Consider the following 15,380-nt stretch of genomic DNA (forward strand, 5'->3'; position numbering starts at 1 on the left):
AAATGATTAAGCCCTTAATAAGCATTATCATTCCAATTTATAATGTAGAATCCTATTTAAAAGAATGTTTAGATAGTGTGATAAATCAAACATATGAAAATTTAGATATTATTTTAGTTGATGATGGAAGTAATGATAGAAGTTTAGAAATAGCTTTAGAATACCTTCAAAAAGATGAAAGAATTTTTCTTATTTCAAAAGAAAATGGTGGATTAAGCTCGGCTAGAAATGTAGGGTTGGAATTTATAAAAGGAACTAAACTTAGAGCTTTTTTTGAAGATAATAAAGAAGAAGATATTATATCTTTTGAAAAAACCCATACTTTTAAAAAAAATACAAAAATAATAAAAAAAGAAGATATAAAAGTAAATTTTAAACAAATTCAAAAAAGATATATCAAAACCAATTTAGAGAATATTAATGAATTTATAATACAAGAATTACCTAATTCTATAATACATTTTTTAGATTCTGATGATTATTTTTTAAAAGATTGTATAAAATTATGTCTTCAAAATATGATTGAAAAAGATTTAGATATTTGTGTGCATAATTTTGATGAACTTCATGAAAATGATTTTAAATTTATAAAAAATCCTGATACAAATTTGATGAGCAAAAGCAAAAAAGATTTTTATGAAAATGGTTTAAAATTGTTACAAGAAAATAATTTTCTTAGTTTTTATTTTGCTTGGCAGGGAGCTTTTAATACTGTTATCTTAAATGATTATATTCTTCGTTTTACTCATGGAATTTATCATGAAGATCATGATTTTGGAACTATTTTATTTTGCTTAGCTAAAAAAATATACTATATAGATGAAACCTCAATGATTTATCGAATAAGAGATAATTCTATTATAAATTGCAAGGAAACTAGCATCCCTAAAAAATTACCTAAAAATTTAGAACCATTAAGAAAATATTTTGATAATTATCAAGAACTTACAAGATATTTTAAAATTTATAGTTTTTTGATAATTGCAAAGCAAATTTTTATATTTAATTTAGAACTTAAAAATCAATTTATACAAAAAAGTATAAAAGAATATTATCAAACTTATTTTGAACAAAAATTTTATAATATTTTTTTGCAATTAAAAATAATGGAAATTTTCATGAAAAATCCATTATTTTTTCAAAAATATAGAAAATTAAGAATGTATCTTCGTCATCCAAAAAAACTTTTCAAAAAGGATAATTATGTCTAAAATTTCCATTATACTTCCAACTTATAATGTAGAACCGTATATAGAAAGAGCTTTACAAAGTTCTATAAATCAGACTTTTAAAGATATAGAAATTATAGTAGTAGATGATTGTGGCAATGATAAAAGTATAGAAATTGCTAAAGACTATGCTAACAACGATGAAAGAATAAAAATAATCCACAATGAAAAAAATCTAGGTTTATTAAGAGCAAGATATGAAGGTGTGAAAGCTGCTATTTCAGATTATATTATGTTTTTAGATCCAGATGATTATTTAGAGTTAAATGCTTGTGAGGAATGTATAAAAGTTTTGGATAATAATGAAGTTGATTTGATATGCTTTAATTATAATAATATAAAATCAACATATATTGAAAAATTTGATTTTTTTATTGATGCGAAGTTTAATCAAGAAGATTTTTTATTTTTTTTAATTAGTAAATTAGATGATTATAATTGGAATATATGGTCTAAAATTTATAAAAAAGAGATTTATTTAAGAATTTTCAAAGAAAATGAAAAATTAACATCTTTAAGGATTAATATGGCCGAAGATACTTTATTTTTTATTATTTGTCTTAATTATGTTAATAAGATTTACACTATATCGCATAAAATATATAATTATAATAAAATTAATTTAAATTCCAGTATGAATACTATGAATATTCAAAAAAATATTTCTTATGTTAAAGATTTAAATAATTGTATAAGTCTTATCACTATTTTTATCAATCAGATTGATAATAAATTTTATTTCGACTATTGTCAGTCCATTCTTTACTGTTTAAAAATTCATGTTTTAGAATTAATTTATAAACATCTAGAAAAAAGATTATTATATAAGATTAAATTAAAAATACAGAAAAAAATAACTAAATTAAAGAGAAAAAAATGCATAAAACAATTATTAGTGAGAATAAAATAAAATTTTTAATTATAAATCTTAAAAAAGCAATCAAAAGAAAAGAATATATTGTAAATTTATGTCAAAAATATAAACTTGATTATGAAATTATTGAAGCAGTCGATGGAAAAACTATAGACAAAAATGAGTATTTAAATATAGTTTCATATGATAAAATGTTGCAGTTTCATAAAAGAGAATTAGGACTTGGTGAGCTTGGTTGCTCTTTATCTCATAAAAAATGTTATGAAAAAATGTTACAAGAGGATATAAATCATGCTATTATTTTAGAAGATGATGCATATTTTGATGAAAGATTGCTTAATTTTTTAAAATATATCAATGAATTCCCTAAAGATCTAGAGCTTTTATTACTAGGTCATCAAAGACAAGTTTATAATGATGATGGCTTTAGGATAGAAAGTCCATATTCAAGAAGATTTGCAAAAAAAATTGCAAATTATAAAATTCGTCGTTTGATCGCTAGAGGCAACGGTACTTATGGTTATTTTATAACTAAAAATGGAGCTTTAAAATTGCTCTCTCATTTAGAAAAAATTTATTTACCCATGGACGCTCTTACTTGTAATGAAAAAGTTTTAAACACTTACGCTTTATTTCCTGTGCTTGTTTATACACATGAAAATTTTATTCTTGAAAGTTCTACTCAAGATGATAAAAAATTTCTTAAAAAAAGAAGTAAAATAAGTAAATATATTAAAAAATTTCATATTTTTGTAAAATATTTTTTACCTAGTTTAAAAAAGGTTAGACCTTATGAAAATATTGATTGTTAGTGATTATTTTAATAAAGGAGGGGTAAGTTATGTTATTTATCAGCTTATTAAAGAGTGGAGTAAAAATCACGAGCTTTCTTTGTTATTTTTTGAAAAGACGCCCCTAGCTTATGATGATATTTGTAGCAATGCTTATATCGAATTTATCAACACAAAAACTTTAATCCCTATTCGTTTTTTAAATAAATTTATTAATAAAATCATATATAAAAATGCAATTAAAAAAAAATTAAAACAGTATAAGCCTGATGTTATAATTTCATTTAAGACTAAGCCGAATTTATTTACCTTGCTTGCAAATAAAAATATAGGTATTAAGCATATTATTTGTGAGCATGGTTTTCATCTTGGGGAAAAATCTAAAAAAACTAATCGCTTAAGAAGAAAGTTATATCCTTTGGCTACATGTTTATGTGTTTTAACCAAAGAAGATTTTAAGTACTATTCTTTTGTAAAAAACAAAATCATCATGCCAAATCCTTTAGGCATAGAAAAACAAATTCATGTAAATGATAAAGAAAATATTATTTTGTATGTAGGAAGATTAGAAGAAGAAAAGGCTGTAGATGTTTTTATTAAAGCTTTATCTTGTATTCAAAAAGATATTTTAAATAAATGGAAGATTATCATAGCGGGTGAGGGTTCTTTAAAAAAGAATTTGATAGAGCTTACTAAAAATTTAAATTTGTGTATCGATTTTATAGGCTATATAGAAGATTTAAGTTTTTACTATGAGAAAGCTAAAATTTTATGTCTATGTTCTAAACAAGAAGGTTTGCCTATAGTTTTAATCGAAGCTATTTTTTATGAATGTGCTAGGATTAGCAGTGATTATATAGGCGTAAATGAATTAATTGATGATAAAAATAATGGATTTTTGTTCAGGATAGATGATTTTAATGATATGGCTTCAAAAATATTACTTCTAATGCAAAATGAAAATTTAAGACAAAAAATTACTAAAAAGGCTAAAGAAAAAATTGAAATTTATCAGGTAGAGAATGTAATGAATAAGTGGGATGAATTGTTTAATATGATCAGGCTTATTTGATATACTTCCAAAAAGTATATTGAGCATATAATTTTGCAATTATAAATCCATTTTTTCCCTCTAAAAAACCTAACTTTATAAAATAAAGTTTAAAAAAAGTCCAGTAAGGATTTATTATAGCTTTTATAAAATTATTTTTCTTGGGATTTAAACTCGAATAAATATTTTGTTTATTTATAAATTGCTCTATACTTTCATATGCATAATGTAAAAAATAGTGTTGTAAAAATCCTATTTTTTCTTTGCAAATTATACTTTCATGGACTTCTCTTTCATTAAATTTTGCATATTTTTTATGAAATAATCTTATATTATAATCCGGATATAAGCCCATTCTTGTTATAGCCTTTCCAAAGAAAAAATTTAATCTTGCTACTTTGTATGCTTTAAATATAGGATTTTTTATAGTTTGTAAAACTTCTTTTTCTAATTTTTTTGTAAAAATTTCATCGCTATCGAGTATGAACACCCATTCGTTAGTTGTTTTATCAACACCAAATTGTTTTTGTTTTGCAAAACCAAGCCAATTTTGATGAAAAATTTTTACATTGTCAAAAGTATTTGCAATTTTTAAACTATCATCTGTACTCCCACTATCTACTATAATTACTTCATTGGCAAATTGAACACTTTTTAGTACTTCTTGGAGGTATCTTTGACTATTGAATGTTAAAATTACAATTGAAAGATTCATAAATAGATCTCCTCTTTATAGCTTGAAAAGCGACGATGAAAGAAGAAATATTCATCAGGTTTAAATTTAATCATTTCTTCGCAACAATTTGCTTGATAAAGCGTAAGTTCTTCAATACTTTTTTCTAAAGGATCCATAGTTTTAAAAAATCGGATATGAAATTTTTTATCCTTACCTTGATATACAAAAGCAGGTAAAATCAAAGCTTTTGTTCTTTGTGCTAAAACACTAGCACCCATTTGGTAATTAACTCTTTTACCAAAAAAATAAAGTTTTATACTTTCATTATCTGTGCAATCTTGATCAGTGAGTATGCCCAAGGCTCTATTATTTTTAATCGCATTTAGCATTTTTCTTAAACCGCCTTGTTTTTCGATAAGTTCTATGTCAAATTGAGTACGATTTTTGGCTAAAATAGAATCCATTTTTTGGCTTTCTAGTTTTCTTCCAACTATAGAAATTGCTCCAAATTTAGCAGCATAAAAAAGGCTTAGAAGTTCCCAATTCCCATAATGTGCAGTTGTAAATATAATACCTCTTTGGCTTTTTAAAGCTTCATTTAATATTTTTTCATTATCAATAACGATTTTATTTAAGATTTTTTCCTTGCTTGTGTTTTGATTTTTAATACAATCTAATCCAAAATGAGCAAAATTGCGATAAATTTGAAAAGAGAGTTGATCTCTTTGGAGTTGATTTTTTTCAGGAAAGCAAATTTGAAGATTGATATCTATAATTTTTCTATGCTTATGATTGAACTTAAAAACGATTTTTGCAACGATAAAAGCTAAAAAATTAAGAATAAAATCGGGCATAATTATTACTAAAATTTTAAGTATATAATAAGCAAAAAGATAAAGCCAATCTTTATTTTTCATCAAAAATTTCCTTGATTAGTCTTAAAATATCCTCTTCTTCTATACGCATGATGCAAAAATCACTTTTATCAATATGTTTAGAATTTGTAATTTTTTTGCCCGCATCTATGATTTTATTAATACTTGTTTTATAGGCATTTCTATAGCTTGGAGTCGCTCCAAATATCGTGATAGAAGGTCTATTTAAAGCAAAAGCAAGATGGGTTGGGCCACTATCATTACCTATGATTAAATCCATTGTTTTTGTAAATGCCATAAGTTCTTCTAGGTTAAATTTTGGAGCAAGTTCTATATTTTTTTCATCAATTGCACTTAAATTGATAACATCTTTAGCAAATTCAAATTCTTTAACATTTCCCCAAGATAAGAAAATTTTAGCTTCAGGAAATTCTTGGATGATAAGTTTGCAAAGTAGGGTAACTTTTGTTTTAGGGTAAATTTTATTTTCTACACTTGAACCAACATGTATGAGTATATTTTTTTTATTTTGATCAATTTTTAATTTTTTAGATAAAAGTTGTTTTAAATTTTCATCCACGTAAAAAACATCTTTTTTAAAAGCTAAATCTTTTGGATTAAAATCCTCATTAAGGGTAAAAGAAGCAAGGTTTAAATATCTTACAAATACATTTTCATTATAATCTATGTTTAATTTTTGATTGTAAAAATTATGTGCAAAACTTTCTTTTAGGCTATTTTGATCAAAGCCGAAATTATTGCGGCTTAAAATTCGACTTACTATAGCTGATTTTATAAGCCCTTGCAAATCAATAACAGCGGTATAATTATTTTTTCTAGCCTTAAGTAAAATTTTTAAGCTTTTAAAAAAATGCTTATCTTTTAAGGGTAAAGCATAAAGCTTATCAATTAGTGGATGGTTTTTGAGTATGCCTTTAAATTTTTCATCTACAAACCAATGAATTTCTATATCTTTTTTAAAATTTTTAATAAATTGAAGCACTACAGCACTTTGTATAATATCGCCTAAAGCGGATAAACGAACGATTGCTATTTTCATTCAAACCCATATTGTGATTTTTTTGCTATGATTTTAACAAATAATTTTACAAAAGAAGGTTAAATTATGATTAAAAATGAAGGTTATATTTGTATTTTTGATTGCGAGAGTATTCCTGATGTTGATTTAATCCGTAAAACTTTAGCTTTTAAAGGGAGTGATTTAGAGGTAAGTTTAAAAGCTTTAGAATGGCAAAAAGAACAAAGTGGGAATGAATTTTTACCCTTGCCTTATCATAAAATTGTAAGTATTTGTGCGGTAATTGCTGATAATTTTGGTAAATTTATTAAAGTCAATAAAATAGATGGCGACAATGAAAAAGAAATGATTGGTAATTTTTTTTCTTTTATTGAAAAGCATGAGCCAAAATTAGTCAGTTATAATGGAAAAAATTTTGATATGCCTTTATTGGTTTTAAGGGCTTTAAAATATAACATTAAAGCAGCAAATTATCTTGATACCCAAAGCGATAAATGGAATAATTATAAAACGCGTTTTTCAGAACTTAAACATTGTGATTTGTTTGAAAGTTTTGGAGGATTTAGAGGGATGAAGCTTGATGTGCTTTGTGCTATGGCTGATTTGCCAGGAAAATATGATGTGCATGGTGATGAGGTGATGAGTTTGTATTATGAAGATAAACTCGAAAAAATTCATGAGTATTGTGAAAGCGATGTTTTAAACACTTATATGCTCTTTTTAAAATATGAATTGATTAAAGCAAATATCAATGATGAAGATTATGTTTGCTTTTTAGATAATATGAGTGAATTTTTAAAAACAAAAAAAACTGATCGCTCTTATGTTGAAGTCTTTTACAAAGCGTGCGAAAATGAAATTTCTAAGATACAATTTTAATCGTTAAAATAAATATATTAAAATTTAATCAAGTTATTTAGTAATTAAGAAAGGAAAAAAATGAAAATTCTTATCAGTGGTGGTGCAGGATATATTGGCTCTCACACTTTAAGACAGTTTTTAAAAACAGAACATGAACTTTGTGTTTTAGATAATCTTTCTAAGGGATCAAAAATTGCAATTAATGATTTACAAAATATAAGAGATTTTAAATTTTTTGAATTGGATTTGAGTGATTTTAAAAAAGTAAAATCTTTATTTGAAAAGGAAAAATTTGATGCAATTGTTCATTTTGCAGCAAGTATAGAGGTTTTTGAAAGCACTCAAAACCCTTTAAAATATTATATGAATAATACAATAAATACAACCAATTTAATTAAAATTTGCATAGAAACAGGTGTGAATAAATTTATCTTTTCTTCTACGGCTGCAACTTATGGGGAACCTCAAACTCCTGTTGTAAGTGAAAATAGTCCTTTAGCGCCTATTAATCCTTATGGTAGAAGCAAATTAATGAGTGAAGAGGTTTTAAGGGATGCTAATAAAGCTCATCCTGAATTTAAGTACTGTATTTTAAGATATTTTAATGTTGCGGGTGCTTGCATGGATTTTAACATAGGACAACGCTATCCAAAAGCAACTTTACTTATAAAAGTAGCAGCAGAATGTGCAGCAAAGAAACGCGAAAAAATGTTTATTTTTGGCGATGATTATGATACAAAAGATGGAACTTGTATAAGAGATTATATTCATGTTGATGATATTTCAAGTGCGCATTTAGCTGCTTTAGAATATTTGCAAAATAACGAAAGCAATATTTTTAATGTGGGTTATGGCCATGGTTTTAGTGTAAAAGAAGTAATTGAGTCTATGAAAAGGGTGACTGGAGTAGATTTTAAAGTAGAGCTTGCTCCACGTAGAGAAGGGGATCCAAGTGTTTTAATTTCTGATGCACAAAAAATCAGAACTTTAACTTCTTGGCAGCCAAAATTTGATGATTTAGATTTAATCTGTAAATCAGCTTACGATTGGGAAAAACAGTGCTAAAAAGGCTATTTTTTATTTTAAGTAAAGAGGATAAAAAATTTTTATTTTCTTTGCTTTTTTTTTCAGTTTTAATTTCTTTTATAGAAAGTTTTGCAATCTCTTTGGTAATGCCTTTTATCACTTTAGCAAGTGATTTTTCATATTTTGATCGCAATCATTATTTGATAGAAATTAAAAATTATCTAGCTTTGCCAACATTTAAAATCATTGTTTATTTTGGTTTTATATTGATTGTTTTTTATGTTTTAAGAGCTTTTTTAAATAGCTATTATTTTCATTTATTGGCCAAATTTTCTAAAGGAAGATATCATAATATAGCCTATAAAGTTTTTGCAAAATTTTTAAATATTAATTATGAAAATTTTACTCAAAAAAATCAATCTGAAATTTTAAAATCTATTACAGGAGAAGTTTATAATTTAAGCACAATGATTTCTTCGTTTTTGTTGATGATGAGTGAAATTTTTGTTGTAATACTACTTTATACTTTAATGCTTTTGATTAATTATAAAATTACCTTATTTCTAAGTATTTTTATGATTTTTAATGCACTTATTTTAATTAAAATTCTAAGTCCTATTATTAAAAAAGCAGGACTTAAACGCGAAGAAGCGATGAAAAATTTTTTTGAAATTTTAAATACTAATTTAAACAATTTTAAACTCATTAAACTTAAAACCAAGGAAGATGGAATTTTAAATCTTTTTAAAGCTCAAAGCGAAGCTTTTGCTAAGGCAAATATTACCAATGAAAGCATGAGCGCTATTCCTAGAATTTATTTAGAGGGTGTGGGTTTTTGTATCCTTGTTTTTATAGTTATTTTTTTGGTTTTAAAAAATGAAAGCGATATTTCTGGTATTTTAGCTACAATTTCTATTTTTGTTTTAGCACTTTATCGTTTAATGCCGAGTGCAAATCGTATTATTACGAGTTATCATGATTTGATTTATTATCGCTCTTCCTTGGATATTATTTATCAAATCTTTAAGCAAGAGGAAGAAAATTTAGGCGATGAGGAAATTTCTTTTAAAAAAGAACTTAGACTTGAAAATTTAAGTTTTGGCTATAAGGGTAAAAAAAATCTTTTTAACGGTTTAAATTTAGAAATAAAAAAAGGTGAAAAAATCGCTTTCATTGGAGAGAGTGGTTGTGGCAAAAGTACTTTGGTGGATATTATTTTAGGACTTTTAAGTCCAAAAGAGGGAAAAGTTTTAGTTGATGGGGTAGAATTAAATTCTAAAAATGCAAAAAAATATCGACAAAAAATAGGCTATATCCCTCAAAATATTTATCTTTTTAATGATAGCATTGCTAAAAATATTAGTTTTGCAGATGAGCTTGATGAAGATAAGCTTTTTAGAGTGATTAAGCAAGCAAATTTAGAGCATTTTATTAAACACCTTCCCGAAGGAATTTGGACAAAAGTTGGAGATGGTGGAAGCAATTTAAGTGGAGGGCAAAAGCAACGTATAGCTATCGCTAGAGCTTTGTACTTAGAACCTGAAATTTTAGTTCTTGATGAAGCAACATCGGCACTTGATAGTAAAAGCGAAGCTAAGATTATGGATGAAATTTATAAAATTTCAAAAGATAAAACGATGATTGTCATCGCGCATCGTCTTTCCACTATAACAAATTGTGATAGTATTTATCGTTTAGAACATGGTGAGTTGATTAAGGAAAATTAAGTGAAAATTACTTTTATTATAGCAACTTTAAATTCAGGTGGAGCGGAGCGTGTTTTAGTAACTTTAGCAAATGCCTTTTGCAAGGAACATGAGGTTAGTATCATAAAATTTCATCAAGGAGATTCTTTTTATCCATTAGAAAATAATATCAATCTTAAAACTTTACCTGATTTTAGATTTGATACAATTTATCATAAAATTATAAGTCGTTTTAAAAAAATTTTTACATTAAGAAAATTTTTAAAGCAAACTCCAAGCGATGTGTTTATTTCTTTTTTAGATACTACAAATATAGCTTGCATTATTGCCACAATTGGACTTAATACACCACTTATTATTAGCGAGCATAGTAACCAAGCTTATCTAAAATCTAAAATATGGAGATTTTTAAGGCGTTTAACTTACCCTTATTGCAATGCTTTGAGTGTTTTAGGAAGTAGTGACAAATTTTATTATCAAAAATTTGTCAAAAAAGTTGAGCTTTTATTAAATCCTTGCCATTTTAGTGCTGAAATTTCACTTCAATCTTCTTTTGAAAAAGAAAATTTGATCCTTTTTGTAGGTCGCTTAGATGCAAATAAAAATCCTATGATGTTTTTAAAAGCTATAGATAAAATAGATCAAAATACGCAAAAAAAATATCGTTTTTTGATAGCAGGTGATGGAGAATTAAGATCAATACTTGAAAAAAAAGTCAAAAAGATGCACGCAAATATAGAATTTTTAGGTAAAGTGGAAAATATTAAAGAACTTTATAAAAAAGCTAAAATACTTTGTCTTTGTTCCTTTGTTGAAGGATTGCCAACCGTACTTATAGAAAGTTTGTATTTTGATGTGTGTCGAATTTCAACTTTATATCATGATGGTTCTAAGGATTTGATTGAGGATGGTAAAGATGGTATTTTAGTAGAATGTGATAATGAAGAAATGTTGGCAAAAAAAATTGAATTAGTTTTGCAAAATGAAGATTTTAGATTAAATTTAGTGCAAAATGCTAAAAAAAGATGTATCAATTTTGATATTAACGAGATAAAACAACAATGGCTAAAATTGATTAAAGAGGTTATTTATGCCTAAAATTTCGATTATAGTTCCTACTTTTAAACGTCCAAAATTGCTTAAAAAAGCTATTAAAAGCATTCAAATGCAAAACTACGAAAACTTAGAAATTATTATTAGCGATGATCATTCTGGCGATGAAACAAAAGATATAGTCCAAGAAATGCAAAAACAAGATAAACGTATAAAATATTTTTTAAATGATAAATACAAAGCTGGACCAAATGGAAATAAAAACAATGGTTTAGATCATGCTAGTGGAGATTTTGTAAGTTTTTTAGATGATGATGATGAACTTTTACCTAACGCTTTGGAAATTTTAATGCAGAAAATTGACAAAGGGTATTCTCATGTTATTGGAAATTGTTTTATAGAAAAAGAAGGGAAATTAACTCAAGAATTTAGTGGAAGAGGCTTAGATAAAGATCAAGAACTTTGTAAAAAAGATTTTTTGATGGGAAAAATTCATGGAGAGTTTTTTTCTATTTTTAAAAAATCTTTGTTGAAAAATCAGCGTTTTAATGAGGAATTTTACGGGAATGAAGCGACACTTTGGGTGCATTTATACAAGGAAAAAACTTTTTATATTCATCAGGCTTTTCGAATTTATCGTTTAAACAGAAGTGATAGTGTAACTTTAGCTGCAAGTAAAAATGCTATTAGAGTTTATCTTGGTTATTTGGAACTTGCGAAAATTTTGGAAAATGAGTTAGAGCAAACAGGAGATAAAGATTACAAAGGTATTTGTGCAAGTTATTATAAAATGGCGGCATACTATGCAAAACTTGGAGGAAATTTTAAAGAGCTTTATCGCTGTTTGTTTAAAAGTTTAAGTATTAAGATAAATGCACCCGCTTTAATATTACTGATTTTAAGTATAATTCCAAGTAGTATGATTAAAAAATTATCTAAAATACGGACATGTTTATGCAAAAATTAGCAATTTTTATCTATTCTTTAGGAAGTGGCGGAGCTGAAAGGGTTGTGGCAACTTTACTTCCTATGTTAAATCTTAAATTTGAAGTACATTTGATTTTGATGAATGAAAAGATTTCTTATGAAATATCAAAATGCAATATACATTTTCTAGAGCATTCTAAGCCCAATGAAAATGCAATTTTAAAATTCATCAAACTTCCATTTTTAGCTTTAAAATATAAAAAAATGTGTAAAAAATTAAATATAAATACTGAATTTGTATTTTTAAATCGTCCAAATTATATAGCTTTAATGGCAAGAATTTTTGGAAACAAAACTCGCCTTATTATTAATGAATGCACTACTCCAAGCGTGATGTATAAAAAAAAGAATTTTAATTCTTGGGCTAATAAATTTTTGATTTCTTGTTTATATCCTAAGGCAGATTTAATTTTGCCAAATTCTAAAGGAAATTTAGGGGATTTGATCCAAAATTTTAATATCAGAAAAGATCAATGCAAAATTTTATATAACGCTATAGATTTAGAAAATATAGAAAAAAAATCTGAAGAAGAAATTACCTTAAAAGATAAATTTATTTTAAGTGTTGGAAGATTAGATGCTGGAAAAAATCATGCTTTGCTTATTCGTGCTTATGCAAGATTGAAAACAGATTTGAAACTTGTGATTTTAGGTGAAGGAATTTTAAAAAATGAATTAGAAAAACTGATACAAGAGCTCGATTTAGAAAATAAAGTTTTACTTTTAGGCTTTGATAATAATCCTTATAAATATATGAGCAAATGTGAGTTTTTTGCATTTGCTTCCATATTTGAAGGCTTTTCAAATGTTTTAATTGAAAGTTTAGCTTGTGGATGTGCTGTAGTGTGTACTGATCATAAAAGTGGAGCTAAAGAGCTTTTTGGAAATAATGAATTTGGATTGTTGGTAGAGGTAAATAATGAAAATTCTATGTTTGAAGGCTTAAAGACAATGTTAGAGGATGAAAATTTAAGACGAGCTTATAAAAATAAAGCTAAAAATAGAGCTCTTGATTTTGATAAAGTTAAAATTGCGCGAAATGCTCTAGAATATTTAATAGGATAAAGTATGTTTAAAAAAGAATATTTCAAAAATCCTAACACGATTTTATTTTTAATGATTTTGGGTGCTTATCTTTTCAGTATAGCTTGTAGATTTTTTTGGGTGATTTGGGCGAGTCAATTTAATGAGTATTTTTTTAATCATCAATTAATGATAACTTCAAATGATGGCTATGCCTTTGCAGAGGGAGCAAGGGATATGATAGCAGGATTTCATCAGCCTAATGATTTATCTTATTATGACGCTTCTTTATCGGCGCTTACTTATTGGATTTATAAAATTACTCCTTTTAGTCTTGAAACAATTATTTTGTATTTGAGTGTTTTTTTATCTTCATTGGTTGTTATACCTATTATTTTAATTGCAAATGAGTATAAATGTTCTTTTGCGGGTTTTATAGCCGCATTATTAGCATGTATAGCTAATAGTTATTACAACAGAACAATGGCTGGATATTATGATACAGATATGCTTGTTGTTGTTTTACCTCTTTTTATTTTATTTTTTATGATAAGGTTGGTTTTAAGAAGAGATTTATTTTCTTTGATATGCCTTCCTTTTTTTATTAGAATTTATCTTTGGTGGTATCCTTCAAGCTATACTTTAAACGTTAGTTTGATAGGATTTTTCTTATTTTATTCTTTAATTTTCCATAAAAAAGAAACTATTTTTTATATAAGTATTATTTTGATGTTAATTACTTTATCTAATATTGCTTGGTATTATCAAAGTTCTATTATTGTTTTGTTATTTTATTTTTATGCATTTAAAAGAGAATATTTTAAAATAAAATTTTTAATTGTATTAGGAATTCTCACTTTTATTTTTCTAATTATTAGTGGTGGAATAGATCCTATACTTTATCAACTTAAATTTTATATTTTTAGATCAGATGAAAGTGTTAATTTAACACATGGTTTTGTATATTTTAATGTTAATCAAACCATACAAGAGGTTGAAAGCATTGATTTTAGCGTTTTTATGCAAAGAATTAGTGGTAGTGAATTTGTATTTGTATTTTCTGTGATCGGTTTTATTATATTTATTTTTGCGCATAGAAGTATGATTTTAAGTTTGCCTATACTTTTTTTAGGTTTCTTAGCTTTAAAAAGTGGACTTCGTTTTACAATTTATGCTGTTCCTATTTTAGCTTTTGGTTTTGGTTATTTGATTTATTATTTTAAAGAATATAATTTTAAGAAAAAAAAGAATTTAATAAATATCTTACTTGCTCTTTTTGTTTTTTTATGTTTAAGTCCAATATTTATTCATATCAATTTTTATAGGGCTCCAACAGTTTTTTCTAAAAATGAAGCAACTCAATTAGATCAATTGAAAAAACTTGCAAACAGGGAGGATTATGTCGTTGCTTGGTGGGATTATGGTTATCCTATCCGTTATTATAGTGATGTCAAAACCTTAGTAGATGGTGGAAAGCATTTAGGAAAAGATAATTTTTTTCCTTCATTTATTTTAACTAAAGACCAGAGATCTGCAGCTAATATGGCAAGATTAAGTGTTGAATATACAGAAAAAAGTTTTTACGCTTCTAGTGATAGTCTTTTAAGAAAAGATATTTTACAAGCGATGATGAAAGATTACAATAATACCAATGTTGATTTATTTTTGTATTCTTTATCTAAGCCAGATTTTAAAATCGATACTCCAAAAACAAGGGATGTTTATATATATATGCCTTTTAGAATGGCATCTATTTTTCAAACTGTTTCTAGTTTTTCTTTGATTAATCTTGATAATGGAAAATTTAATCAACCATTTATTTTTAGTACAGCTTATCCTTTAAGCAAGAATGATGGAGAAATTATTTTAAGCAATGGGGTTTCTTTAAGCGACGATTTTAGGAGTTTAAAATTTAATAATAGTGATTCAGTGGAGATTCATAGTTTTATAGAAATAAATTCGCTGCAGCAAAATAATTATAAGGAAATTCCGATCAATGAAAATGGGCAATATTATCTTTTTTATATAAAAAATAGTTCTATTCCATATATACAATTTATATTAATGGATAAGATTATGTTTGATAGTGCTTTTGTACAAATGTTTTTTTTGGGAAATTATGATAAAAACTTGTTTGATTTAGTGATTAATACCCAAGATGTTAAAATTTTTAAATTAAAAATTTAGGT

14 protein-coding genes are annotated in these 15,380 nt (G+C 25.7%); 11 read left to right on the plus strand and 3 right to left on the minus strand.

All coding sequences use genetic code 11. The features are described 5' to 3' along the window. The first annotated feature begins 2 nt into the window (after positions 1-2). Genes ACD570_RS03805 through ACD570_RS03820 form a run of 4 tightly spaced genes read left to right on the plus strand, consistent with a single transcriptional unit; the run spans position 3 to position 3,966 of the window. Positions 3-1,211, plus strand: coding sequence for a glycosyltransferase family A protein (locus ACD570_RS03805; protein ID WP_337207398.1), 1,209 nt, complete (start codon positions 3-5; stop codon positions 1,209-1,211). After that, positions 1,204-2,139 (plus strand): glycosyltransferase family 2 protein, encoded by a 936-nt coding sequence (locus ACD570_RS03810; protein ID WP_337207396.1) that lies wholly within the window; start codon positions 1,204-1,206, stop codon positions 2,137-2,139. The genes ACD570_RS03805 and ACD570_RS03810 overlap by 8 nt, the downstream gene beginning before the upstream one ends. After that, a complete protein-coding gene (locus ACD570_RS03815) occupies positions 2,106-2,915 on the plus strand; it encodes a glycosyltransferase family 25 protein (RefSeq protein WP_417904432.1) in 810 nt (269 codons plus the stop codon). The genes ACD570_RS03810 and ACD570_RS03815 overlap by 34 nt, the downstream gene beginning before the upstream one ends. Beyond that, positions 2,896-3,966, plus strand: coding sequence for a glycosyltransferase (locus ACD570_RS03820; RefSeq protein ID WP_417904433.1), 1,071 nt, complete (start codon positions 2,896-2,898; stop codon positions 3,964-3,966). The genes ACD570_RS03815 and ACD570_RS03820 overlap by 20 nt, the downstream gene beginning before the upstream one ends. Here the strand turns inward: ACD570_RS03820 and ACD570_RS03825 are convergent. The 3 genes from ACD570_RS03825 to waaC are packed head-to-tail and all read right to left on the minus strand — an operon-like array spanning position 3,959 to position 6,556. Continuing rightward, the gene (locus ACD570_RS03825) at positions 3,959-4,660 is read right to left on the minus strand and encodes a glycosyltransferase family 2 protein (RefSeq protein ID WP_200280305.1); all 702 of its coding nucleotides are present in this window, start codon (positions 4,658-4,660) and stop codon (positions 3,959-3,961) included. The genes ACD570_RS03820 and ACD570_RS03825 overlap by 8 nt on opposite strands. Next, a complete protein-coding gene (locus tag ACD570_RS03830; protein WP_337207391.1) occupies positions 4,657-5,538 on the minus strand; it encodes a lipid A biosynthesis lauroyl acyltransferase in 882 nt (293 codons plus the stop codon). Before ACD570_RS03830 ends, ACD570_RS03825 begins: the two co-directional genes overlap by 4 nt. Then, entirely contained in the window at positions 5,528-6,556 is a 1,029-nt protein-coding gene (gene waaC, locus ACD570_RS03835) for a lipopolysaccharide heptosyltransferase I (RefSeq protein ID WP_337207389.1), read from the minus strand. Before waaC ends, ACD570_RS03830 begins: the two co-directional genes overlap by 11 nt. A 66-nt stretch (positions 6,557-6,622) precedes the next feature. Between waaC and ACD570_RS03840 the strand changes: the two genes are divergently transcribed. From ACD570_RS03840 to ACD570_RS03870, 7 genes are read left to right on the plus strand one after another with little or no spacing between them, the layout of a single operon-like run. After that, positions 6,623-7,414 (plus strand): 3'-5' exonuclease, encoded by a 792-nt coding sequence (locus ACD570_RS03840; RefSeq protein WP_337207387.1) that lies wholly within the window; start codon positions 6,623-6,625, stop codon positions 7,412-7,414. Positions 7,415-7,474: 60 nt separating this feature from the next. Continuing rightward, positions 7,475-8,461, plus strand: a complete 987-nt coding sequence (galE, locus tag ACD570_RS03845; RefSeq protein WP_337207385.1) for a UDP-glucose 4-epimerase GalE — start codon at positions 7,475-7,477, stop codon at positions 8,459-8,461. After that, complete coding sequence (locus tag ACD570_RS03850; RefSeq protein ID WP_200280320.1) at positions 8,455-10,149, plus strand: ABC transporter ATP-binding protein; 1,695 nt, start codon at positions 8,455-8,457, stop codon at positions 10,147-10,149. The genes galE and ACD570_RS03850 overlap by 7 nt, the downstream gene beginning before the upstream one ends. Next, positions 10,150-11,226, plus strand: coding sequence for a glycosyltransferase (locus ACD570_RS03855; protein ID WP_337207383.1), 1,077 nt, complete (start codon positions 10,150-10,152; stop codon positions 11,224-11,226). It begins immediately after the preceding gene. Beyond that, positions 11,219-12,148: a glycosyltransferase family 2 protein gene (locus tag ACD570_RS03860; RefSeq protein WP_337207381.1), complete on the plus strand. Its 930-nt coding sequence runs from the start codon at positions 11,219-11,221 to the stop codon at positions 12,146-12,148. Before ACD570_RS03855 ends, ACD570_RS03860 begins: the two co-directional genes overlap by 8 nt. Continuing rightward, positions 12,136-13,233 carry a glycosyltransferase gene (locus ACD570_RS03865; RefSeq protein ID WP_417904434.1) on the plus strand — a complete coding sequence of 366 codons (1,098 nt, stop codon included), beginning with the start codon at positions 12,136-12,138 and terminating at the stop codon, positions 13,231-13,233. Before ACD570_RS03860 ends, ACD570_RS03865 begins: the two co-directional genes overlap by 13 nt. 3 nt (positions 13,234-13,236) lie before the next feature. Continuing rightward, positions 13,237-15,378: an STT3 domain-containing protein gene (locus tag ACD570_RS03870; RefSeq protein ID WP_417904435.1), complete on the plus strand. Its 2,142-nt coding sequence runs from the start codon at positions 13,237-13,239 to the stop codon at positions 15,376-15,378. Positions 15,379-15,380 lie beyond the last annotated feature (2 nt).

The sequence above is a fragment of the Campylobacter sp. LH-2024 genome (assembly GCF_048270605.1).
Taxonomy (GTDB): Bacteria; Campylobacterota; Campylobacteria; order Campylobacterales; family Campylobacteraceae; genus Campylobacter_D; species Campylobacter_D molothri.

Bases quoted from the DNA above. Each gene is read 5' to 3' on its own strand.
- ACD570_RS03805 (WP_337207398.1), top strand. From the start codon at position 3: ATGATTAAGCCCTTAATAAGCATTATCATTCCAATTTATAATGTAGAA.
- ACD570_RS03810 (WP_337207396.1), top strand. From the start codon at position 1,204: ATGTCTAAAATTTCCATTATACTTCCAACTTATAATGTAGAACCGTAT.
- ACD570_RS03815 (WP_417904432.1), top strand. From the start codon at position 2,106: ATGCATAAAACAATTATTAGTGAGAATAAAATAAAATTTTTAATTATA.
- ACD570_RS03820 (WP_417904433.1), top strand. From the start codon at position 2,896: ATGAAAATATTGATTGTTAGTGATTATTTTAATAAAGGAGGGGTAAGT.
- ACD570_RS03825 (WP_200280305.1), bottom strand. From the start codon at position 4,660: ATGAATCTTTCAATTGTAATTTTAACATTCAATAGTCAAAGATACCTC.
- ACD570_RS03830 (WP_337207391.1), bottom strand. From the start codon at position 5,538: ATGAAAAATAAAGATTGGCTTTATCTTTTTGCTTATTATATACTTAAA.
- waaC (WP_337207389.1), bottom strand. From the start codon at position 6,556: ATGAAAATAGCAATCGTTCGTTTATCCGCTTTAGGCGATATTATACAA.
- ACD570_RS03840 (WP_337207387.1), top strand. From the start codon at position 6,623: ATGATTAAAAATGAAGGTTATATTTGTATTTTTGATTGCGAGAGTATT.
- galE (WP_337207385.1), top strand. From the start codon at position 7,475: ATGAAAATTCTTATCAGTGGTGGTGCAGGATATATTGGCTCTCACACT.
- ACD570_RS03860 (WP_337207381.1), top strand. From the start codon at position 11,219: ATGCCTAAAATTTCGATTATAGTTCCTACTTTTAAACGTCCAAAATTG.
- ACD570_RS03865 (WP_417904434.1), top strand. From the start codon at position 12,136: ATGCAAAAATTAGCAATTTTTATCTATTCTTTAGGAAGTGGCGGAGCT.
- ACD570_RS03870 (WP_417904435.1), top strand. From the start codon at position 13,237: ATGTTTAAAAAAGAATATTTCAAAAATCCTAACACGATTTTATTTTTA.